General features: G+C 56.9%; 20 protein-coding genes and 1 pseudogene. 10 read left to right on the top strand and 11 right to left on the bottom strand.

The genetic code is table 11. From position 1 onward, the window contains the following. The first annotated feature begins 176 nt into the window (after positions 1 to 176). Entirely contained in the window at positions 177 to 1,469 is a 1,293-nt protein-coding gene (locus HU724_RS15160; RefSeq protein ID WP_371699886.1) for an Nramp family divalent metal transporter, read from the top strand. Between the two features lie 42 nt (positions 1,470 to 1,511). On the opposite strand, the gene HU724_RS15155 is transcribed toward HU724_RS15160, so the two are convergent. The 6 genes and pseudogenes from HU724_RS15155 to HU724_RS15130 form a co-directional block, all read right to left on the bottom strand. Continuing rightward, positions 1,512 to 2,315 (bottom strand): DUF1206 domain-containing protein, encoded by an 804-nt coding sequence (locus HU724_RS15155; RefSeq protein WP_186569609.1) that lies wholly within the window; start codon positions 2,313 to 2,315, stop codon positions 1,512 to 1,514. A 125-nt stretch (positions 2,316 to 2,440) separates the two neighbouring features. Further along, a complete protein-coding gene (locus HU724_RS15150) occupies positions 2,441 to 2,746 on the bottom strand; it encodes a DUF6482 family protein (RefSeq protein ID WP_016774774.1) in 306 nt (101 codons plus the stop codon). A gap of 14 nt (positions 2,747 to 2,760) precedes the next feature. After that, a complete protein-coding gene (locus tag HU724_RS15145; protein WP_186569608.1) occupies positions 2,761 to 3,471 on the bottom strand; it encodes an SDR family oxidoreductase in 711 nt (236 codons plus the stop codon). Then, the gene (locus HU724_RS15140) at positions 3,468 to 4,010 is read right to left on the bottom strand and encodes a DUF3833 domain-containing protein (protein ID WP_133337663.1); all 543 of its coding nucleotides are present in this window, start codon (positions 4,008 to 4,010) and stop codon (positions 3,468 to 3,470) included. The genes HU724_RS15145 and HU724_RS15140 overlap by 4 nt, the downstream gene beginning before the upstream one ends. A 45-nt stretch (positions 4,011 to 4,055) precedes the next feature. Then, a complete protein-coding gene (gene folE / locus HU724_RS15135) occupies positions 4,056 to 4,613 on the bottom strand; it encodes a GTP cyclohydrolase I FolE (protein WP_016774771.1) in 558 nt (185 codons plus the stop codon). A 431-nt stretch (positions 4,614 to 5,044) separates the two neighbouring features. Next, positions 5,045 to 6,480, bottom strand: a pseudogene (locus HU724_RS15130) (IS1182 family transposase). A 683-nt stretch (positions 6,481 to 7,163) separates the two neighbouring features. Here HU724_RS15130 and HU724_RS15125 point away from each other — a divergent pair. Further along, positions 7,164 to 7,475, top strand: a complete 312-nt coding sequence (locus HU724_RS15125; RefSeq protein WP_122880606.1) for a hypothetical protein — start codon at positions 7,164 to 7,166, stop codon at positions 7,473 to 7,475. A gap of 175 nt (positions 7,476 to 7,650) precedes the next feature. Further along, positions 7,651 to 8,061, top strand: a complete 411-nt coding sequence (locus tag HU724_RS15120; RefSeq protein ID WP_125916284.1) for a hypothetical protein — start codon at positions 7,651 to 7,653, stop codon at positions 8,059 to 8,061. A 150-nt stretch (positions 8,062 to 8,211) separates the two neighbouring features. Here HU724_RS15120 and HU724_RS15115 read toward each other — a convergent pair whose 3' ends face one another. Then, positions 8,212 to 9,171, bottom strand: coding sequence for a LysR family transcriptional regulator (locus HU724_RS15115; RefSeq protein ID WP_186569607.1), 960 nt, complete (start codon positions 9,169 to 9,171; stop codon positions 8,212 to 8,214). 89 nt (positions 9,172 to 9,260) lie between these two features. Between HU724_RS15115 and HU724_RS15110 the strand changes: the two genes are divergently transcribed. The 3 genes from HU724_RS15110 to HU724_RS15100 all read left to right on the top strand — a co-directional run bounded on the left by HU724_RS15110 (position 9,261) and on the right by HU724_RS15100 (position 12,105). Further along, positions 9,261 to 10,079: an NAD(P)H-dependent oxidoreductase gene (locus tag HU724_RS15110; protein ID WP_186569606.1), complete on the top strand. Its 819-nt coding sequence runs from the start codon at positions 9,261 to 9,263 to the stop codon at positions 10,077 to 10,079. Next, positions 10,076 to 10,366, top strand: coding sequence for a hypothetical protein (locus tag HU724_RS15105; protein ID WP_122610606.1), 291 nt, complete (start codon positions 10,076 to 10,078; stop codon positions 10,364 to 10,366). The genes HU724_RS15110 and HU724_RS15105 overlap by 4 nt, the downstream gene beginning before the upstream one ends. Before the next feature lie 284 nt (positions 10,367 to 10,650). Next, complete coding sequence (locus HU724_RS15100) at positions 10,651 to 12,105, top strand: TrkH family potassium uptake protein (protein WP_186569605.1); 1,455 nt, start codon at positions 10,651 to 10,653, stop codon at positions 12,103 to 12,105. 59 nt (positions 12,106 to 12,164) lie between these two features. On the opposite strand, the gene HU724_RS15095 is transcribed toward HU724_RS15100, so the two are convergent. Next, positions 12,165 to 12,650, bottom strand: coding sequence for a DUF6130 family protein (locus tag HU724_RS15095; RefSeq protein WP_186569604.1), 486 nt, complete (start codon positions 12,648 to 12,650; stop codon positions 12,165 to 12,167). A 210-nt stretch (positions 12,651 to 12,860) separates the two neighbouring features. On the opposite strand from HU724_RS15095, the gene HU724_RS15090 reads away from it, so the two are divergent. Together HU724_RS15090 and HU724_RS15085 are read left to right on the top strand one after the other, a co-directional pair. Then, entirely contained in the window at positions 12,861 to 13,382 is a 522-nt protein-coding gene (locus HU724_RS15090) for a hypothetical protein (RefSeq protein WP_133337673.1), read from the top strand. 170 nt (positions 13,383 to 13,552) lie between these two features. Continuing rightward, entirely contained in the window at positions 13,553 to 13,933 is a 381-nt protein-coding gene (locus HU724_RS15085; protein ID WP_133337675.1) for a hypothetical protein, read from the top strand. 71 nt (positions 13,934 to 14,004) lie between these two features. Here the strand turns inward: HU724_RS15085 and HU724_RS15080 are convergent, their stop codons facing one another. The 3 genes from HU724_RS15080 to HU724_RS15070 form a co-directional block, all read right to left on the bottom strand. Next, entirely contained in the window at positions 14,005 to 16,395 is a 2,391-nt protein-coding gene (locus HU724_RS15080; protein WP_186569603.1) for a TonB-dependent siderophore receptor, read from the bottom strand. A gap of 121 nt (positions 16,396 to 16,516) precedes the next feature. Then, the gene (locus tag HU724_RS15075) at positions 16,517 to 17,497 is read right to left on the bottom strand and encodes a FecR domain-containing protein (RefSeq protein ID WP_186569602.1); all 981 of its coding nucleotides are present in this window, start codon (positions 17,495 to 17,497) and stop codon (positions 16,517 to 16,519) included. Then, positions 17,484 to 18,002 carry a sigma-70 family RNA polymerase sigma factor gene (locus tag HU724_RS15070; protein WP_051600722.1) on the bottom strand — a complete coding sequence of 173 codons (519 nt, stop codon included), beginning with the start codon at positions 18,000 to 18,002 and terminating at the stop codon, positions 17,484 to 17,486. Before HU724_RS15070 ends, HU724_RS15075 begins: the two co-directional genes overlap by 14 nt. 282 nt (positions 18,003 to 18,284) lie before the next feature. Between HU724_RS15070 and HU724_RS15065 the strand changes: the two genes are divergently transcribed. Then, a complete protein-coding gene (locus HU724_RS15065; protein ID WP_186569601.1) occupies positions 18,285 to 19,160 on the top strand; it encodes an alpha/beta fold hydrolase in 876 nt (291 codons plus the stop codon). A 97-nt stretch (positions 19,161 to 19,257) separates the two neighbouring features. Then, positions 19,258 to 20,565, top strand: a complete 1,308-nt coding sequence (gene dctA, locus HU724_RS15060) for a C4-dicarboxylate transporter DctA (protein WP_217847172.1) — start codon at positions 19,258 to 19,260, stop codon at positions 20,563 to 20,565. The last annotated feature ends 11 nt before the right edge of the window (positions 20,566 to 20,576 follow it).

The raw sequence follows: 20,576 nt of genomic DNA, 5'->3' as shown, positions 1-20,576 counted from the left end.
ACGTGCTTGTTCTAGATGATTTTGATCAGCGGAAATGATCGGAGAGGGTGGTCGTGATTGAGGTTTGACACATTTATACATACTCTCCTGTTAGCGTTGTTGTACGACATCCTACCTAATGTGCCCACTGCATCAATTCTCACAAAAACAATAACGGAGATACCCCTATGACGAGCATGGCTCCACTCGATCATCAGGCCGCTGCGAAACCGCAAAACCTGTTCCTGCGAACGCTGAAACTGCTCGGCCCCGGCATTATCGCCGTGCTGTCGTGGCTCGGTGCGGGCGATCTCATCACGTCTTCAGTGGCCGGTGCGAATTACGGCTACGCGATGATGTGGGTGCTGGCGGTCTCGCTGTTGCTTAGATACCTGATCGTCAACATCATTGCCCGGTTCCAGCTGTGCAATAACCAGGGCATGACCATCCTGCAGGGCTACGCCCAGCTCAACCCGGTGTTTGCCTGGTTCATGCTGGTTTATGCCCTGTTGATGGGGCACTTGATGAACGCCTACATGATCAAGGGGGCAGGGGAGTCGCTGGCGATGCTGTTCAAGATCGATCAGCCATTGCTGTGCTCGGTGGCGGTGGTGCTGGCGGTGTGGATGCTGGTCGGGCGCAACATCTACACGATGATCGAAGGCGTGATGAAGCTGCTGCTGGCGATCATGACCCTGGCGTTCATCGCCTTGGCGGTGATGTCCGGTCCGGATGTCAGCGGCATCATCAAAGGCACCATCGGCTTCAGCATTCCGCCGGACGAAGGCGTGCATGGCGCGTTGCTGGTGGCGGTTTCAGTGATCGGCGCGGTCGCCGGCTCGATCGCCAACTTCGTGCACCCCTATGTCATGCGCCAGAAAGGCTGGACCGGGCCGCAGCACAAGCGCATTCAGCGTAACGATCTGCTGTTTGCGGTGTTCGTCGGGATCATCATCAACCTGGCGATCTGGATCGTCGGCGCGGAAATCCTACGGCCCAACGGCATCGAGGTGAAAACCTTGGGCGATCTGGGCAAGGCGCTGGAAATCTTCTTCGGCCCGATCGGCTGGTACGTGTTCTTCATCGGTGTGTTCGCGACGCTGTTCGCCAGTATTTCAGGCAAGACCACGGCGTTTCCGATGCTGATCACCGATGCCTTCCAGCATGTTCGTCCTGAGCGTCGCGAGAAGTACGGTAAAGAGTTCCATCACGACCCGATGCACAAGTGGTTCATGCTGTTCATTCTGGTCACGCCGCTGATCTGGTCGATGCCGGGCATGCCGGATTTCGTCACCCTGACCATTGGTGTCAGCGCATTGAACATCATTGGTTTGCCGGTGATTTCCCTGGGCTTGCTGATCATGTCCAACCAGAAATCGCTGCTGGACAAGCAGTACCGCAACAACCTGTTTGAAAACATCGCGCTGATGTTTGCTACAGGTCTGGCGCTATGGGTAGCGTTCCAGTTGGGCGTTGATCTGTTTACTTGACGGGAAGCAGTCGAGGGGGCACACGCCCCCTCGAATCGCCGCTTACACCGGCACATCCATTTCGATCCGGCGCCAGGCCGCTTCGGAAAAGCTGTACACCGAAAACGCGATCAGCCCCAACGCCATCAGCATCAACAGCACGCCGCCTGCCGGCAGATTCTGCAAAGCATCCAGTGCTTCCTTCATGCCGGGTGGATTGGTTGCCTGGTAAACCGAGCCACTGACCGCCATCAACACTGCAATCTCGATAAACACCACGCCTCGGGCGATCAAGCCAAAGCGCGACACCGGGCGCACGTAACGCATCACTTCGTCATCCGCTTCGAAGTATTTCTCGAACGTGGCCTTCCAGCCTTTGATGATGTGGGCGATACCGACACCCAGCGGGATCAGCGCGATCAGGTAAATCAACAGGTTCGAATGCTCGAACGACAGCAGCTGCGCGAGCAGATCCTTGGTCTTGCCATCGCCGGAGCCGCCCGAACTCCTGAGACCACTCACCAACAGACCCAAGGCAAAGAAGGCCAGCGCCGCATTGACCAGACCGCCGGCGAGCAGACCTGCGCGAATGACCAGGCCTTTGAACTCGCTGCCGTGGTGGTCGACATCGCGGATCGCTTGCAGCGCACGCCAGGCGGCGAAGGCCAGCAGGCCGGCGACCACAACACCAATCAGCACGTAGCCGAAGGGCTGGCTGAGCAATGCTTCAAGGCTCTTGTGGCTGTCTTTCGGTTTGGTGGAGTCGTGCGCCGCCAGCAGCGCGAAGATACCGATGATCAGATACAGAACGCCGCGCGCGGCGTATCCGCCTCGGGCAAGCAGGACAAGTGTGTGTTGAGTGGACATGGGTTTACTTCCAGGGAATCGATGTGAAGCAGACCCGTGGACGGGGCAGGGGTTCGATAAATGCGTCGCCGGTGGGCGACGCGCGCTTTATCAGCCTGCCATTCAGCGCTCGCCTCGCTTCGGCGTCATAACGGCGTGGTCAGCGAAAATGGAATGCGCAGCTCTTCAACCGGCCCTGAATCCCGGCCGCACATTTCGTCGTGCACGCATTGCTGCACCAGTACGCAGGGAAACGCCGGCACGGTTTGCAGCAAGTCGCGAAGGTGGGTGATTGAACGCAGGTGCATTGGCTTGGCCGCGTCATCGAGCAAGGTGAACTGGCCCTGATCTACGCGAATTCTCGCCAGATAAAATCCACCTTCGAGTGACAGCAGCTCCAGTTCGCGAACTTCACTGTTGGCCGCACGTTCGGTGAGGGTTTGCAGATTCATGCTTCACTCCTTGCCTACCAGGGCAGGCGTTCTCCATCGTAGGCGAAGAAATGGCCGCTATCGGCCGGCGTCAGCGTGTCAATCAGACTCAGTAATTGCGCAGCGGCAATGTCTGCCGGGCGGGCGCTCGAGGCTCCGCGAAAAGGTTGCGACAACGGCGAGACCACCGTGCCCGGGTGCAGGCTGAGCAAGCGACTCTGCGGTCGCGTGCGCGAAAGCTCGATGGCGGCGGTCTTGATCAGCATGTTCAGCGCAGCCTTGGAGGCGCGATAGGCGTACCAGCCGCCCAAACGGTTGTCGCCGATGCTGCCGACTTTCGCCGACAGCATTGCCATCGCGCCTTGAGGCGCAAGCAATGGCAAAAAGTCGCGCAGCAGCAACGCCGGCCCCAGCGTGTTGACCTGGAACACGGCCTGCAGCGACTCGGCTTCGATCGCGCTGTAGCTTTTTTCCGGCTTGACTTGGTCGCGATGGAGGAGGCCGGCCGCGTGAATGATCAGGTGAAAGGGCGCTTGGCCTGCCAGTTCGGCGGCGGCGCTGGCGATCGTTTCGGGCTGCTCGAGGTCGAGCTTCGGCACGGTATCGCGTCCCAGCGTACGGACGCTGGCGCAGCGTGGATCCTGGTTCAAATGTTGGCAAAACGCCGTGCCGAGGGCGCCACTGGCGCCGATCACCAGAGCGCGATAACCGTCGCCGAACGAGGCCAGGGTCAATCCACTGCTCATGGGTTCGCCCCGGCGCTCTGACGACGGAAGAACACCGTCACCTGACCGACTTCGAAACCCCACTTGGACATACGGGTGCGGTTGATCAACGTGTCTTCGTCGACCAGGTACATCCAGTCGTCCATGCTCATCTCGTAGGTCGAATCATCAACTGGCAGGTTCAGGCGATAACGCCAGTGGAAGGTGTTGCCTGCGATCTGGCCCTGTGCGACACCGACCACATCGTGCGCACGACCGCTCCACTGACCATTGCCCCCGGGAGTGAGGGTCCAGACCCGACGTTCACGAGTGCCGTCGCTGTAACGGAAGCGCTCGTCGAGGATAAGGTTTTCACCTTCACGACGGCTGGCGATATCGACCTCGAAACGCTTGACCACTTCGCCGTTGCGCTTCTGGAACATTCCCCAGGCTTTGACGGGCTGGCTGAAAAACTGCTCCAGATTCAATGCCGGTTGCTGATCCGCATAACGAGCAACATCGACACTGCCGCAGCTTGCGATGCTGAGCGCCAGTCCTAACAGCAGCAGAAATCGGGTCATCTTCCTACTCCTTGAGCTTGTACAGTTAACAGGCTGTGTATAGGCCTAGCGCCGGCCGATGAGCTGGAGAAATTCCTGCCGCGTCGTCGAGCTGTCGCGAAAGGCACCGAGCATGACCGAGGAGGTCATGATCGAATTCTGCTTCTCGACGCCGCGCATCATCATGCACATGTGCCTGGCTTCAATAACCACCGCGACACCGGCAGCATCGGTGATCTGCTGGATCGCCTGAGCAATCTGCCGAGTAAGGTTTTCCTGGATCTGCAGACGCCGCGCGAACATGTCGACCACCCGTGCCACCTTGGACAGCCCCAGCACCCGGCCAGTGGGGATATACGCCACATGCGCCTTGCCGATAAACGGCAGCATATGGTGCTCACACAGCGAATAAAGCTCGATGTCGCTGACGATCACCATTTCATCGCTCTGCGACTCGAACAGCGCACCGTTGGTGACGTCTTCCAGGCTCATCGCGTAACCGTTGCACAGGTATTGCATCGCCTTGGCGGCGCGCTGGGGCGTATCCAGCAAACCCTCGCGTTCCGGGTTCTCACCGACGCCAACGAGGATTTCACGGTAATGGCTGGCTAATAGTGGGCTCATTCGGGTTACTCGTGGCGGTGCTGAGTCGGGACCAATGTCTGGCGAAAAGGTTGTACGCATACAGGTTGGCTGTATAGGTTTTATTGAAGATAGGCTGAAAAGGATCAACTGACAACGCATCGGTGGTTTTTTTGTGCGGGTTTGGGAGTTCAGGCAGGACAAACCTGCGGACAGGTGTTGTGAGTGGCTTGGCTTGCTTGGGCCGATGTACGGGCGTCTCAGCTGATAGCTGCCGGTGGCGGATGGCAGCTATCGGCCCAGGCTGTGTGAAAACGCACAAAATACGTCGCAAACTGAAAGTCGCGATGGTGCCAGTGGAATCAGCGGACGGAAGCGCGAATTTCCTTGATCAGTTGCATAGGCGTTCGTATTGCCGTTTGGGCCGCGTCAGCGACCCAAACAGGCGCTCACGAACGGCCAAGCGGCTTGGTTCACGCCCTGATCGCCTCAAGCAGTCCTGCGATGCCGAAGATGCTCATCATTCGTTTGAGGTTGTAGGCGAGCACATGAAGGCTCATCTCAGTGCTCACCCTCGGCAGGGTTTTGGTCAGGAAGTGGGTACTTCCCATGCAGTACTTGAGCGTTCCGAAAGGATGTTCAACAGTCTGGCGGCGAACCTTCATCTTCCCCGGGGCATGTTCTAGCCGAACCTGCATCGCGTCGACTACAGCCTCATGTTCCCAGCGCTTCACACGGCGCTCCTTACCCGTCGTACATTGCTTTTGCATTGAGCAGGACTGGCAGCCCGAAAAGTAGTAACAATGCAATAACATGCCGTCTTCCATCGACGAATGCCGCCTGGTTAGTAACTGTCCCGCAGGGCATCGATACTCGTCCGACGCCGCAAGATAGATGAAGTCCTGCTTACCAAATCGGCCTTCGGCTTTGCTGCCAGATGTGGGGTGTTTCGGTACGAAGGTAGTGATGCCGGCTTGCTCGCAAGCAGGGATTTCCAGACCTTTGTAATAGCCTCGGTCGGCCACCACCGTTAGCGATTCAGCCTCGATTTCTTCACGCGCTTGTTTCGCCATATTGCTCAGTTGCCCACGATCATTACCAACGTTGGCACCTCATGGGCAACGATCAGATGGTGTTTGTCGTCGACAGCTGTTTGTACGTTGCAGCCAACCGTTCCGGTGCCTCGGCCGCTCGTAGCCATTGAGCGTGCATCTGGGTCTGTGAGGGAGATCTGCTGGTCTGGACTTTCGTGGAGCTGCGCCTCGATGTCCTTGAGTGTCTGCATCTGCTTTTTCAGTGTTTCTATCTTTTCTTTAAGCCGCTCTGCTTTGGCCTCGGCCACTTCGGGCGTTGCCCGATCCGCCGAATCCATCGCCGCCAGATATCGATCAATGCTCTGCTCGATCTGCTGCATGCGTGCCTTCACCTTGCCCTGAGTGAAGTTGCGGTCGCGATTATTGACGGCTTTGAATTTGCTGCCGTCGATGGCGATGATCGATTGGGAGAAGAGATTGAGGTTGCGACAAAGAACTACGAACTGGCGGCATACGCTGCGAATGGCTTTGCCGTTGTCTTTGCGAAAGTCGGCAATGGTTTTGAAGTCCGGGGCCAAACGCCCCGTTAGCCACATCAACTCGACGTTGCGCTCGGCCTCACGCTCAAGCCGGCGACTGGACTGAATCCGATTGAGATAGCCGTAGATATAGATCTTTAGCAAGACCGCTGGATGATAGGCCGGACGACCCGTTGCAGCAGGATCGACGCCCTCAAACCCAAGTGCGCCCAGGTCGAGTTCATCGACGAAAACGTCGACCACTCGGACTGGATTTTCTTCGGTTACGTAATCGTCCAGGCACTCCGGCAGCAGAGTCACTTGCGTCCGGGCCTCGCCTTCAATGAATCGCTTCATGATCGTCCTCGATACGATCTAGACGATCAAAAGATTAGACAAGCACTGGCGTTTTCACCCGGTGTGCTCGACTTCTGCCTGTCATGAAAAGCCGTTTCGATCTAAACAACCCCCGTCATCGTCTCTAGAGCGATGTTCGGTCGACACCTTGTACAATCTCGCTTGTTACAAAACCCACCCCGCAATGATCGCAATAAAACCCATCAACCAGCTGCTCCAGCGGCGCTGCTTTCAGAAGGGCAGGCTTGCATTCATCAACTGCTAGCTGATCCAAGCGTTGATAGCCTGCTTTTTGTTCCCCATTGAAGCGTTTTTTTGGGCTTGCTGCTCCTATCAGAATTCCCTTTGGTCTGACGTGTTGGACCGATCCACAGCGGGGGCAGGATTCCATAGGGTTTTGGTTCATGGCATGACCTGATTTGAGAGGGGCGAGAGTAATGATACCGATGAACTCAAGAAATCCTTTAACCAACGTCGTAAGAACTGACCTCCAGAGCAGTGAAGATGATTCCGTATATCTACGGACTTCACGTAGAGACGCCCCGTCCCTATCGACGCTGACGTTTTCACACAGCCTGGACCAAAAGCGGACGCCCAACGCACTTTTTTCAACCCAAAGCGGTCATCATCATGGTCAAGTATTATTGTGCCGAGGCTCGGACTGTTCATAGGTAGGTTGATGCATGGCCAGAAGCGTTAGGCTTCAACAGAAACTTCATTCAAAGTATCTCGTTGAGGTAGCGGGAGAGGTGGTGCTTGATGACTGCCTTGTTGAAAAGCTATGGGCGCTCAACAGAGGTGACAGGTTTGAGTTGAATTCACGCTCCTTCGGTTTTGGACCTGTTCAAAAATACCGCTTGGAATACGCGATAACGAGAGGCCCCATTCCTGGGCATTGGCTCTACAAAGAATTTGACCCAAAGGAACTGACATTATTTTTTACGGCAAAAGACTTTGCCGGCATTTGCCATGGCTGGACCTTGTTTGACGAGTGACCATTCACGGTTCGCTGCCTGGGAGGCAGCTTCCGGCCAAAAGCAGCCGTCCACGCATGGCCTTTTCCAGCCCCAAAAGATAATAATCGGAGCGGAGACGGCCTATTGAAAATTGGCTACATGGCTGAATACGCCTCTTCTTCAGCATTCCATTATCGACATCAGAGTAAGACTCATGGGCGCGCCCATCATTATCGGCAACAGCTATGACCTCTGGGTCAGCAACAGCATGAAAGATACTTTTTGCGAGGTACTCACCGCTGTCGCGGCCTTGGAAGGCCATGATGTGAAGGCCTTATATGAGGAGGCACCAGGTGTGGCCGGCACCTATGGTGTTCCAGGCGTGGGTATCCTTCTCGACGAGTTCTTTCTCTATCTTGGTGGATTTTCCGGGGTTCGACGCCACCTCGATGTTTGCCGAGTACGGCTAGACGAAGTCAGAGAATCTTGCGGACTGTCGCCAGTTGCTGCCGAACGCATGGCACACGTACTGGCATGGGCCGCATACCATATGGATGGCAACCCGATCCCTGTAGGCGGCTCTTTCTATGAGAGCTGGCCTCCTGACGAAGCTGAAACAAGGTAATACCCGCCTGCTTCCGGCCAAAAACAGTCATTCAGGTATGCCGATAAAACCATAATCGGCCATACGTAGATGGATGTAGATTTATTGCCTCAACCAGCTTGCAAGAGCGAGCCAACCAGCGAGCCTTTGACCTATCGAGTACTCGACACGCTAGCTTGTCTGGACGGGTTTTAAGGTTGTCAGAGTTCTTGGATTGCCATAATCGGATGCACGAGAATCGGCCACGCGAGTGATGAACTCACGTACCCATTTGAAGCCGGCGTGCCCATCCGACCGCTCATGCCAGAACAAGCCAATCGCAAAACCTTCCACCGGCAAGGGAGGGGCTACGCACAGCAGTTGCTCGCTGCGACCTTCTACAAGACGACTTGGAACCAGGGCCACACAATCCGACTGCGCGACCAACTCCGGTACTGGAAGGAATGACGACGCTGAATGAACGACGTTACGCCGCAGCCCGCGCGCTACCAAGGCGTGATCCACCGAGGTAGAGAAGCCTCCGCCGCGCAGTGACACCACGACATGTTCCAGCTGCGCGAACTCATCCACGGTCAGGTCCGCGCGCAGGCTTGGATGCCCACGACGCCCGATCAGCACGTAACTCTCATCATAGAGGTGTTGCGAGTGCAGTGCGGGCGGAACCCCGTTCATGTTTATCACGGCCAGATCCACCTCGCCGCGGGTCATCTGCAGCTCCAGCTGTGGTACGTCCAGGATGCGCAGTGCGATGCGAACACCCGGCGCTTCGCGTCGCATGGCGACAACGAGATGTTTGATCAAAACCGCCTGCACGTAATCCGTGCAGGCGATTGATACCGTCAGGCTCGCCGTCGCGGGCTCGAAATTCAGATGAGTAGTGACGGTCGCCCTTACCTGGTCAAGTGCCTGGCGAAGCGGCACGAGCAGCTCCAAGGCTTTGACGGTGGGCGTCATTCCACGCTGCGCGGGGATCAGAAGAGGGTCGTTGAAGACGTCGCGCAGACGGCTCAACTGAGCGCTGACTGCTGGCTGGCTCAAATGCAGACGGGCGGCAGCCCGGGTCACGTTCTGCTCAATGAGAAGGGCCTCCAACGTCACAAGCAGATTTAGATCAAGGCGTCTGGTATCCATCGATCTTATGTTAGCAGCAAAATTTTGCGATTTCACAGATGGCCCGAGCCCCGCGACACTCCTTCGAAATCACAGCGGAGCCGTCCTTCATGTCGAAAAAAGTACTGATCATCTATGCCCATCCCGAGCCTTCGTCGCTAACGCGGCAACTGGTGGATGTGTCTGTTGAATGCTTGACTGCGCAAGGACACGAGGTCCTGCAATCCGATCTATACGCCATGGGCTGGAAAGCGATATTTGACGAGAACGACTTTCCTCAGCGGGCCAACCCTCAGCGACTGTCGTTCGGAGCAGAGTCCGCCCACGCCTATCGTCATCGCCGCCAAAGTCCTGACGTGGCGGCGGAGCAAGACAAGGTTCTAGCGGCAGACGTTGTCATCTTCCAGTTTCCGCTTTGGTGGTACGGCATGCCGGCCATCATGAAGGGATGGATAGATCGCGTCTGGGCAGCCGGACTCGCCCACGGCTACAAGGACGCTGGCAACGCCTACCGCTATGGTGACGGCGCCTTCAAGGGCAAGCGGGCCATGTTGTCAGTCGCTGTCGGCGGCCCCGCAGAAGACTACTCGCCGCGCGGCATCAACGGACCACTCGAGCAATTGCTGTTTCCGATCACGCACGGCTCGCTCTACTTTCCTGGGTTCGATGTGCTGCCGACGTTCGCCATATACGGCACTGGCAACTTGACCGCCGCAGATGCCGTCGCAGCCAAAGAGGCTTGGCGCACCCGGCTCGAGGATTTGTTCACAGATGCGCCAATACCTTTCCGGCCCCAAAACGGTGGGGACTACACTCCCCGCAATGAGCTTAAACCGCATGTGGCCGTGGGCCAGAGCGGCATAATGGCGCACGTCGCGTATGGTGAAACAACCCAGCGCAAGCAGCTGAAAACGGAGGAGGTGTCATGAAAACCTTCGTGATTCTGACTCGCCGTGCTGATGGAGCGGCAGAAGACTTCAAGCGGCTGGCGAAACCGGAGGTAGTGCACGTTTGGCAAGGCTTCGCTGGCGGTATCGTGCGCGCAGTTCATGGGCTGGCCGATGGTCCCGGTGCCGCGTTTGAACTGGAATCCGCCACCTTCGAAGAGGCGCGTGATTACATCGAGGCGCTGCCTTACGTCAAAGGGAATCTGCTGCACGTGCAGTACTGCGCGCTCAAGCCCTTCTCTGATTACGAGAGACTCGTTTCCTCCTGATGAGCGATCAGCGCAGATCAAATTCCGTTTGCACGGCGCTGCATGCTGCAGCCAGATTTTACGCGCAGCATTCAGCGTCAGGCCGGGACTCGTTTGATGCGAAGAGGGCTGGCACTGGCGGCTTCTGCCGATTCTGGCCTGTTGCGAAGGCCTGTAATTGACTCATAGCCACGCTTTGACTCCCGCAATCTGACTGATTGCAGGTAAAAATTTTACGGAGAATTTACGCAGTCTTTATTGAGGGCATCCGATACTGCGCGGCGCTAATTTGGAACGGTATCGTGATGTCCCTCGCAGCAATTCGGCTTATCGGCTTCATTTTGGGTATTTTTTTGATCACCCTGGCGGTAAGCATGGCTATACCCATGATGACGCTGGTGGTCTATGAGCATAGCGACGAACTGTCGGCCTTTCTCTGGTCGAGTCTGATTACCTTCATCTGTGGTCTGCTGTTGATCATGCGAGGGCGTCCGGAGACTGGCAATCTTCGGCCCAGGGACATGTACCTGCTGACTACCGCGAGCTGGGTTGTTGTGTGCGCCTTCGCAGCGTTACCCATGGTTTTCATTAGCGATATCAGCTACACCGATGCGTTCTTTGAAACGATGTCGGGCATCACAACCACTGGTTCGACGGTACTCACCGGTCTGGATAGCGCCTCTCCCGGCTTGTTGATCTGGCGTTCCATGCTGCACTGGTTAGGCGGCATCGGTTTTATCGGCATGGCTGTCGCAATTCTTCCGCTCTTGCGAGTCGGCGGCATGCGTCTTTTCCAGACAGAGTCCTCGGACTGGTCGGAGAAAGTGACACCACGTTCTCATGTCGCAGCCAAGTACATCCTTTTGCTCTATCTGGGCCTGACGGGTGTCGGCACTTTGGCGCTCTGGCTCGCAGGAATGACCCCATTCGAAGCGATCAACCACGCAATGTCGTTGATCTCCACCGGCGGGTTCTCGACGTCGGACTCCTCCCTCGGGCACTGGGAGCAGCCAGCAATTCACTGGGTGGCGGTAGTCATCATGATCCTGGGCAGCCTGCCATTCACCTTGTACGTCGCTACATGTCGAGGCAATCGGCGTGCGCTGATCAGGGATCACCAGGTACGCGGGTTTATTGGATTCCTGCTCGTCACATCGTTGGCAGTAGGTACCTGGCTGTATTTTCACAGCGATTACGGATGGTGGGACGCGTTTCGTATCGTGGCGGTCAATGTGACCTCGGTGGTCACGACCACCGGAGTTGCGGTTGGCGACTACACCTTGTGGGGCAGCTTCGCTGTGTTGCTGTTTTTCTATCTGACCTTCGTCGGTGGCTGTTCCGGCTCAACAGCAGGCGGGCTGAAAATCTTCCGTTTTCAGGTGGCTGCCGCGCTTCTGGTCAGTAGCTTGAAGCAGTTGATCCATCCCCGAGCCGTGATTCAGAAAAAATACAACGGCCATCCCATCGACGAGGAAATCGTCCGTTCGCTGCTGACCTTCTCGTTTTTTTTCACCATCACGATTGCCGCCATCGCTTTGGGCCTGGCGCTGATCGGGCTTGATTGGATTACCGCCCTGAGCGGTGCCGCTACGGCGGTGTGTAACGTCGGCCCAGGCCTGGGCACAATCATCGGCCCGGCAGGTAATTTCTCGTCACTGCCCGATGCGGCCAAATGGCTACTCACCGTTGGCATGCTGCTAGGCAGGTTAGAGATCCTGACGGTGTTGGTGCTCGTGACCCCGGTTTTCTGGAGATATTGAGCCAGGTAGTCGCTGACAGAGACGCCGATCGTTGCCTGTTTCGGTGAATAGCACGGCAGTCATGGCTTTACCGCGTGATCATCGTCAGTACGGGGAGCGTCCATCAGTTTCTTCTCCGGTACTGTAAAACTCACTGTCGTACTGGTGATGATCTGGTGCGTCGGGTCGGCCACTTCCAAGAGAACTCTGTGAGGACCGGGCGTTAGCCCGACCAGGATAATCGGGTCTTCACTGGTGTGCGCCCACGTACCTTTCCAGTCATCGACGGTCACGTGAAGGTGACCTAAGCGTGGTGATACCTGCGCAGCCACTTTGCCAAATACCGGCATGATCCTGGCGTGCTCTGTTCGAAACTGGATGATGACCACTCCACGGGCGAGCGGCTCGGCAAGCGGCGGGTAGGCAATGAGTCTCGGCGCACTCTCGGATGCCAATGGCAGTATCGCCGGTGGAGAATCGCTGTCTGCTGCCCCTTGTCCGAGCACGGATGTGCAAAAGCAGACACCCACAGCCAAGGCCAATAGACTTCCGGGAGCGAGGGACATGATCTGGTTCTCTGCGTGATTTCATTCAAGCGTAGATCAACCTGGGTATTGCCCGCTGCTCATTTGAAACTGGAATCATCTAACGTATTTCATCGATACTGACTGGCCGCTTCTGGCCGATCTCCGTGTCACGGATCGCCAAATACCCAAAAGCGGCCACCTTGTGTTTGTGTACTATCTGTGTCCATTCACTGCTAAGCGAGATGCTTGATGCCTGATCGCTACTCCTCGTCTCCGGCAAGAGCTGGGCGGGATCTGCAAAACGCACGCTCGCTTTTGGGAAAGCAACTGAGCGATCTGGTGTACTACCAGTACTACTTCAACCACGAGAAGTATTTGGGTGACATTGGTTCTCTAGAGTGGCGTTTTGGCGAGAGAGAAGTTTTATCCATGTATCTCTTGAGTGATGGCGAACGAGTAGGCGCGGATTTATTGCCGACTGACGCGCCCACCTCATTTGATATAGAGCCGGACGCGACTTGCTCCTGGAAGATGGAAAGCCTGTTTACAGATCTGTCAGCAAGCCACCTTCAGCACAAAATAATTTGCGAAGTTGAGGGGATTCTTGATTCCCTCAACGGGCAAGAGACTTGGCTAGCCGGATTCAAAGTGACGTTCGAGACCGGCGACACCTTGATTTACCTTAACCAAGGCGACGATGCGGTCGTATTGATCAATTCGCTAGCGCCAGTAAGCGAGGGTCTCGATACCCGCTTCGTCACCTCTATCTGATGACAGTCCAAGTCGACTTCTACCGTGTAAGGCCTGGGGAAAACGGGACCACCCAATCCGAAGCTGCATTTGAACCATAGCTGCCCCTTAACAGCAAATCTGCCAACATGTTTCCTAACAGGCTTGTCCTGAATCCATCGCAAAACCGAACTCACGAGTACTTTGATCCCATGGCCACACGTCTTAGTGATGCCGAGCTTGATTACGTACTGGGGATGATTGAGAAAGCCCCAAACACGGAATTAAGTGTCATGTGTGACCACCTGCAGATCGACAGCCGCGATCTTCTCAATCAGTTGGCGATCTCAGTGGCAAGACTGTTTATCACCGGCGGCCGCGATTTTCACTACTGTGATGAGGTGATGAATATTGTCATCAGCGATATCGTCGATCTGTCCTTGTACGCAGAGATGCCCGAGCCGGCATTTTCGATCTATCAGGCATTTGATGCGGGCGAGTATTGGCACAGCGGCGATGACCGGGAGGTATTCCCTTGGGAGAGGTGGACCCGTCCTGAGCTCGAGAGAATTTTGCGTGAGGTCAGCGGTTGATAACCAAGTCGAAGGTGCCCGCGATAAAGCGGGCACCGTTTCCTTTACGAGAAAATAGGCTGCCCGCCTAATTACCAGTTGTAGCTCAGCTTGGCGGTAATCTCGCGGCCCGGGTTGTAGAAGTTCGCGGTGCCGGAGCCGACCACGTGCTGCTCGTCCAGCAGGTTGCTGACGTTCACCGCCAGGTCGGTGCCCTTGGCGATCTTGTAGTTGAAGGCGGCGTCGAACAGCGTGGTGCCATCGCTTTTGCCGGAGTTGGCTGCATCGAAGTAATAAGCGCCGACGTAGCGTGCACCCAGGCCCACGCTGACATCAGTGGCGGGTACGTCGTAGTAACTCCAGAGCGAGGCGGAATGCTTGGGTGCCGTGGCGAATTCGTTACCCTTCAGCGAGCTGCCATCGTACAACGAACCGCGCAGTACTTCTGACTCCATGTAGGAATAACCACCGATCAGGCTGAGGTTCTGCGTTACCTGCGCCTTGGCCTCCAGGTCGAGGCCACGAGCGCGCGATTCGCCAACTGTTTGCTGCTCGATGATGCCGCTCGGCAGCACCACGGCGATGGTGACGTTTTCCTGGGTCAGGTCATACACGGCGGCGGAGAACAGTGCGTCCATCCCCATCGGTGCATACTTCACGCCCACTTCGTACTGCCTGCCTGTCTGCGGTGTTACGCCAACCTGCGGCGGCGAGACGGATTCGACCATGCTCACGTAGGTGGACACCTCATCGTTGACGATATAGGTCAACGCACCTCGGTAGGAGGTTTCGGAGAAGGTGTCTTTCTCAGTGGATTGCAAGCCTTTGCTGGTCAGGTCCATCGAGTCGTTGCGCACGCCCCCGGTGACGATGAAACGCTCGTAGAACGACAGGTTCTGCTGAAGGAAGACGGCCTTGGTGGTCGCGTCTCGCTTGTTGACGGCATACGGCGCGATTGAGCGTGGAACGCCAGTAAACACCGGGTTGGCAATATCGATCGGGGTCGTCAGGGCGTAGACCGAGCTTTCCTTGGTGGTCGAATCGAGGTACTCCACGCCCACCAGGCTGCTGCTGTCGATGTTCTCGAAGCGGGCATCGTATTGCAGCATCAGATTGCCGTTGAACTGGTCGGCTTCAGTGTCCGTTCCAAACAGGTATCGATCGACGGTGGTACCGACACGTGCGGCGCTGTCGCTGAGGTACACGTAGCCGAAATCATCGGTCAACTTGCTGTAACGCAGATTGCTGCGTAGCACGAAACCATTGTCGAAATCATGGGTGACGTTACCGCTGAGGCTGGTGCGCTCGACATCGTGGAAGTTGTAGCTGGGCTCGCCATAGAACTTGCTGCGGTCGTATTCCCGATCCAGTGGATAGCCGCCGCTGTTGGGCGAACTCTCGGTTTTCAGGTAATCCAGAATCATCGTAGCCGACGTGTAATCCGTCGGTGCCCAGGTCAGGCCACCCATAAACAACTGGTTGTCGTCCTGCGAATGATCGTACTCGCGATCGCTGTTCTGGCCTTTGGCAGTAAAGCGGCCGGCCAAGGTTTTCTCGTCGTTCAGCGCATCGCCGACATCGATGCCTGTCTCGACATGGTCAAACGAACCGTAGGTGACATAGCCTTGGCCAAACTTTTCGAAGCGCGGCTGTTTGGTCACGAAATTTACCGAACCGCCCGGGTCCGCAGGGCCAAACAGGGTGGAGTTGGCGCCACGCAGAATCTCGATGCGCTCATAGGCGAATGGGTCTTCGCGTACGCCGCGCATCGAGCTGAGGGTCAAGCCGTCACGGTAGGTGGTGGCCTGGAAGCCGCGGATCTGGAAATAGTCGTTGCGGTCATCCGTACCATAAAAGTCGCTGACCACGCCCGGCGTGTATTGCAGCGCTTCTTCCGTGGTGCTGACGCTGCGTTGCTGCATTTCCTTGTTGGTCACCACCGACACCGATGCCGGTGTATTAAGAATGCTGGTGGCGACCTTGCCGCCCACCCAGAGTTCCTTGGCAACCACCGAGTTGGCGTCGTCGTCGGCACTGACCCGGACCTTGGCATTGATGATGAGCGGGGCGAGGCGGTAATCCTCGACGGCCGTTGCGTCGAGTTCCAGCGGGCCGGCGGTTTTTGCTTGAGGGGTCAGCAGGTAAGCATTCGGGCCTTGCTGTTCGATCTGCAATTCGCTGCCCTGGAGCAGGGATGACAGCGCTGCCGATGTATCGAGCGAGCCATTCACGCCAGCCGTGGTGCGGTTCGCCACACTCGAGGCGTCGAAGGAAAGGCTGATGCCAGCCTCGCGCGCAAAGCGGTCAAGCGCTGGCGCCAGTGGCCCGGGGGCGATATTCCACTGTTTGACTTGATTGCTGTGATCAGCGCCCGAGGTTTGCGCCAGCGATGGCAATGCGTAGCTGCTCACGATCAAACCCAGGATCGCACCGTGCATGGCACGACTTAATGGATGGCGCTGTGAAACCGGGGACGAACTCATTTTCTCGCTCCAAGAAAGGACATCGGCAGACTGGCCTGTATTCCGGCCTTCCTTACAGGTCGAACGAGAATGAGAAACCACCTCATTGTTTTTCAGGTAGCAAAAAAATATTCGGGTGGAGTCAGGTGGCAGCGCTCACCGTGACCCAGTAACGGGTTCGGTAATCAATGTGCAGGCGCAGTGACTGTGCGATCAATGCCAGGACCCGATCGTTGTCGGCGAGCTGGAAAGTGCCGGAAACGCGACGATCAGCGACCTCTTCGGCGCAGCGCAAGACTCCTGGTCGATAACGCGACAACTCTGCGATGAAGTCACCAAGGCGCATATGGTTCGCACTGATCACACCGTCACCCCAACCCCATGGATCAAGGCCGTTGTCCCCGAACGTTCGGGCGTCACTTGAGGTGAACAGCAGTTGGTTTCCTGCCAGGACGTTGCGGCTCGCAGGCGTGTGGCTGGAGCCGGGGAAAACCGTGACTGATCCCTCCTGAGCCGCGACCAGCGTGCCGTCGTCACGCTCGCGGACCAGAAAGCGCGAGCTGTGGGCTCGCATCATTCCGTCGCGTGATTGCACCCACAACGGTCGCGCTTGCGGCGAGTGTTGATCCGCACCGACATTCACGATGATTTCACCACGGCGCAGGATGATCAGGCGCCGCTGGGCGTCGAAATCGCTGTCGACGGCGCTATCGCTATTGAGCTGGATAAGGCTGCCATCATCGAGTTGGAACCGTCGTTGCTCGCCGGTGCTGCTGCGCTGCTGTGCAAGCATGGAGGGCAGGGGGGTGTAGTCGCGGCCGAGCCAGGCTGCCGTGCCAACAGTCGCCAATACGCCCAGTAGCTTCAGGCTTTCCCGCCGGCGCATTCCATGCTGGGCGACGTTAAGGGTTTGTCGAGCCAGTTGAGCTGGCACGCCTTCGAATTCATCGCCAAGCGTTTCCACACGCTGCCACGCCAACGCATGCTCCGGGCGCTGCTGCAGCCAGTGCTCGAACGTGCGCTGTGTCTGTTCATCGGCTTGATTGAAGCGAAGGCGCACCAGCCATTGGATTGCCTGCTCGACAATGGCCGGATCCAGCGCCTCGGGCTCAGGCCTCGACATAACGCAAGCGATAGCAGTGTTGCAGGGCCGTGGCCAGGTCGCGCTCCACCGTCGCGCGGGAGACTCCGAGCTTTTCGGCGATTTGCGCGCAGGTCAGACCGTCGAGTCGGGCAAATAAAAACGCCTGGCGTACTCTTGGTTTAAGCGAGTCGAGCAAACGGTCTATGCGCTCGAGCGCATCGAGAATCATCAGCCGGCTTTCTTCCGATGGAACCTCGTGTTGCGGCAGCAAGGTGATGCTTTCCAGGTAGGCACGTTCGAGTTCGCGACGACGATACTGATCAATCATCAGACCGCGGGCAATGCTGCTCAAATAGGCGCGTGGCTCGCGCAGGGCGCCGGACTGATGGCGGTGTTTGAGCACACGGACGAAAGTGTCCTGCGCCAGATCTGCGGCGTTGTCGCGACAGCCGATGCGCCGAATCAGCCAGCCCTGTAACCACGAGAAGTGGGTGCGATAGAGCAGCCCTGGATCTGCAGTACCTAGTGTTTCGTCGCTACGCATCGGCATCCCGGGACATACATGATTGATAATGAATCGCATTCTACTCAGGCGATGGGCGTCAAGCAAATACGTCGCATGAAGCAATTAATGCAATAAGCCCCGCCTAAGTGGGGCTTGTTAAAAAGGGACGTCAGATATTCTTTAAAGACTGCAGTCTGTTCGCGAAGGGATGGATCGAGCGTCCTTTGAACACGCTTCATGAATAATTGCACCACGCTTTGCGACTTTCACTTTAGCGCCAACGATTTCAGGATGTAGGCAACTACAACAAGGAGTCACCTCATGTTTGCCGGATTCCTCAAAGACCAGCGTCATGTCAACGGTGTGGACATTGCCTATCGCATTGGCGGGAGCGGGCCGGGCCTGCTGTTGCTGCACGGTCACCCTCAGACCCATGTCATTTGGCACAAGGTCGCCGAACAACTGGCCGAGCATTTCACGGTGATTGCCGCCGACCTGCGCGGTTATGGTGATAGCGGTAAGCCTGTAGCCAACGACGACCACACCAACTACTCCAAACGCGAAATGGCCAAGGACGGTGTCGAGCTGATGAATTCCCTGGGCTTCGAACGCTTTTCTCTGCTGGCCCACGACCGTGGCGCCCGCGTTGCCCATCGCCTGGCGTTGGATCATCCCGCTGCAGTGCAACGCATGGTGCTGCTCGACATCGCGCCAACCTTGTCGATGTACGCCCAAACCAACGAAGCATTTGCCCGCGCGTACTGGCACTGGTTTTTCCTGATCCGCCCGGCGCCATTGCCGGAAACCCTGATCGAAGCCGACCCCGGAGCCTATCTGCGCAGTGTGATGGGCAGTCGTAGTGCGGGGCTGAAACCGTTTACTCACGAAGCCTTCGGCGAATACCTGCGCTGCCTGAAACTTCCGGGCGCCGCCCGGGGTATCTGCGAGGACTACCGCGCCAGCGCCAGCATAGATCTTGAGCATGACCGTGCCGACATCCAATCCGGTCGTCACCTGAGTCTTCCATTGCTGGTTTTATGGGGCGCCGAAGGCACGGTCGGTCGTTGCTTCGAACCGCTCAAGGAATGGCAGCAGGTCGCCACAGATGTTCGTGGCAAGGCGTTGCCCGCCGGCCATTACCTTGCTGAAGAAGTCCCAGAGGTATTGCTCGCCGAGGCAATGGCTTTCCTGCGTTGACAACCGCCTTTCACTGATATGAACCAGCCTTGCGCCGCAGGACATCATTGGCCTGCGCGCAATAGTCATGCCCGAAACACGCCTGGAGATAATAACAATGACAATCAGAAAACTGCTGGGAACGCTCTATGTGCAGGTCGTCATAGCAATCGCCATGGGCATCGTGGTCGGCCACTACTGGCCCCAGATTGGCGTCGACTTCAAGCCATTGGGTGACGGATTCATCAAGTTGATCAAGATGATTATCGGCCCGATCATCTTCTGCACGGTGGTCTCGGGAATCACGAGTATGCACGACGTGAAGCAAGTCGGGCGGGTGGGCGGCAAGGCATTGCTGTATTTCGAAATTGTTTCGAGCGTTGCTCTGGTCATTGGATTGATGGCGGCCCATCTGTTGCACCCGGGGGCGGGCTTCAACATCGACGTCAAGACGCTCGACTCCTCGGCGATTGCCGGTTTTGTCGGCCAGGCGGAGCACGGCGAAGGCATTACCGGTTTTTTGCTGCACGTGATTCCATCGACGTTTTTTGATGCGTTCTCCAAGGGTGAGATTCTGCCCGTGCTATTCGTTTCGGTGCTGTTCGGCATTGCGCTGGTGATGGTCGGTGAAAAGGGTCGCCCACTGGTAAGCGTGATCAACCAGGCCAGCGAAGTATTCTTCCGCATTGTTGGCATCATCAGCCGCGTGGCACCTGTCGGAGCGTTTGGCGCGATTGCATTCACCATCGGAAAATACGGCCTCGGCTCGTTGCTGCCGCTGCTGAAATTGATCGGAACCTTCTATCTCACGGCATTCATTTTCATTACTTGCGTACTTGGCAGCATTGCCCACTACGCCGGCTTCAATATTTTCAAACTGTTGGCGTACATCAAGGCCGAACTGCTCATTGTGCTTGGCACCAGCTCTTCAGAATCAGCGCTGCCGCAACTGATTCAAAAACTTGAAAGCCTTGGTGCGTCCAAAGGTGTAGTGGGGATCGTTGTTCCGACCGGCTACACCTTCAACCTGGACGGGACCAATATCTACATGACCCTGGCTGTGTTGTTCCTGGCTCAGGCGACCAACATCGATTTGAGTCTTGAGCAACAACTGACTTTGCTGGCGGTGGCCATGCTCACCTCCAAGGGTGCGGGCGCAGTGGTCGGTGCGGGTTTCGTCGCGCTGGCCGCGAGCCTGGCGGTAGTGCCTACCGTACCTGTGGCGGCGATGGTGTTGATCCTCGGGGTCGACCGTTTTATGGCGGAATGCCGATCCCCAACCAATATCATCGGGAATGCCGTCGCAGCCCTTGTAGTGGCGGCTTGGGAGGGTGAACTGGATCGCAGCAAGATGGCACCGATCGCCCTCAAGCGCGGCCGTCATTCACGAGCAGCCGCAGCGGCTGCCAAGCTTTCCCCCGAATAGGCTGCCCCCGG

This window comes from Pseudomonas iranensis (assembly GCF_014268585.2).
GTDB lineage: Bacteria > Pseudomonadota > Gammaproteobacteria > Pseudomonadales > Pseudomonadaceae > Aquipseudomonas > Aquipseudomonas iranensis.
This window is presented reverse-complemented; position numbering and strand designations above follow the sequence as displayed.

Bases quoted from the DNA above. Each gene is read 5' to 3' on its own strand.
- HU724_RS15075 (WP_186569602.1), bottom strand. From the start codon at position 17,497: ATGTCGAGGCCTGAGCCCGAGGCGCTGGATCCGGCCATTGTCGAGCAG.
- dctA (WP_217847172.1), top strand. From the start codon at position 19,258: ATGACAATCAGAAAACTGCTGGGAACGCTCTATGTGCAGGTCGTCATA.
- HU724_RS15095 (WP_186569604.1), bottom strand. From the start codon at position 12,650: ATGTCCCTCGCTCCCGGAAGTCTATTGGCCTTGGCTGTGGGTGTCTGC.
- HU724_RS15125 (WP_122880606.1), top strand. From the start codon at position 7,164: ATGGCCAGAAGCGTTAGGCTTCAACAGAAACTTCATTCAAAGTATCTC.
- HU724_RS15155 (WP_186569609.1), bottom strand. From the start codon at position 2,315: ATGTCCACTCAACACACACTTGTCCTGCTTGCCCGAGGCGGATACGCC.
- HU724_RS15085 (WP_133337675.1), top strand. From the start codon at position 13,553: ATGGCCACACGTCTTAGTGATGCCGAGCTTGATTACGTACTGGGGATG.
- folE (WP_016774771.1), bottom strand. From the start codon at position 4,613: ATGAGCCCACTATTAGCCAGCCATTACCGTGAAATCCTCGTTGGCGTC.
- HU724_RS15100 (WP_186569605.1), top strand. From the start codon at position 10,651: ATGTCCCTCGCAGCAATTCGGCTTATCGGCTTCATTTTGGGTATTTTT.
- HU724_RS15160 (WP_371699886.1), top strand. From the start codon at position 177: ATGGCTCCACTCGATCATCAGGCCGCTGCGAAACCGCAAAACCTGTTC.
- HU724_RS15140 (WP_133337663.1), bottom strand. From the start codon at position 4,010: ATGACCCGATTTCTGCTGCTGTTAGGACTGGCGCTCAGCATCGCAAGC.
- HU724_RS15150 (WP_016774774.1), bottom strand. From the start codon at position 2,746: ATGAATCTGCAAACCCTCACCGAACGTGCGGCCAACAGTGAAGTTCGC.
- HU724_RS15120 (WP_125916284.1), top strand. From the start codon at position 7,651: ATGGGCGCGCCCATCATTATCGGCAACAGCTATGACCTCTGGGTCAGC.
- HU724_RS15080 (WP_186569603.1), bottom strand. From the start codon at position 16,395: ATGAGTTCGTCCCCGGTTTCACAGCGCCATCCATTAAGTCGTGCCATG.
- HU724_RS15090 (WP_133337673.1), top strand. From the start codon at position 12,861: ATGCCTGATCGCTACTCCTCGTCTCCGGCAAGAGCTGGGCGGGATCTG.
- HU724_RS15070 (WP_051600722.1), bottom strand. From the start codon at position 18,002: ATGCGTAGCGACGAAACACTAGGTACTGCAGATCCAGGGCTGCTCTAT.
- HU724_RS15110 (WP_186569606.1), top strand. From the start codon at position 9,261: ATGTCGAAAAAAGTACTGATCATCTATGCCCATCCCGAGCCTTCGTCG.
- HU724_RS15145 (WP_186569608.1), bottom strand. From the start codon at position 3,471: ATGAGCAGTGGATTGACCCTGGCCTCGTTCGGCGACGGTTATCGCGCT.
- HU724_RS15105 (WP_122610606.1), top strand. From the start codon at position 10,076: ATGAAAACCTTCGTGATTCTGACTCGCCGTGCTGATGGAGCGGCAGAA.
- HU724_RS15065 (WP_186569601.1), top strand. From the start codon at position 18,285: ATGTTTGCCGGATTCCTCAAAGACCAGCGTCATGTCAACGGTGTGGAC.
- HU724_RS15115 (WP_186569607.1), bottom strand. From the start codon at position 9,171: ATGGATACCAGACGCCTTGATCTAAATCTGCTTGTGACGTTGGAGGCC.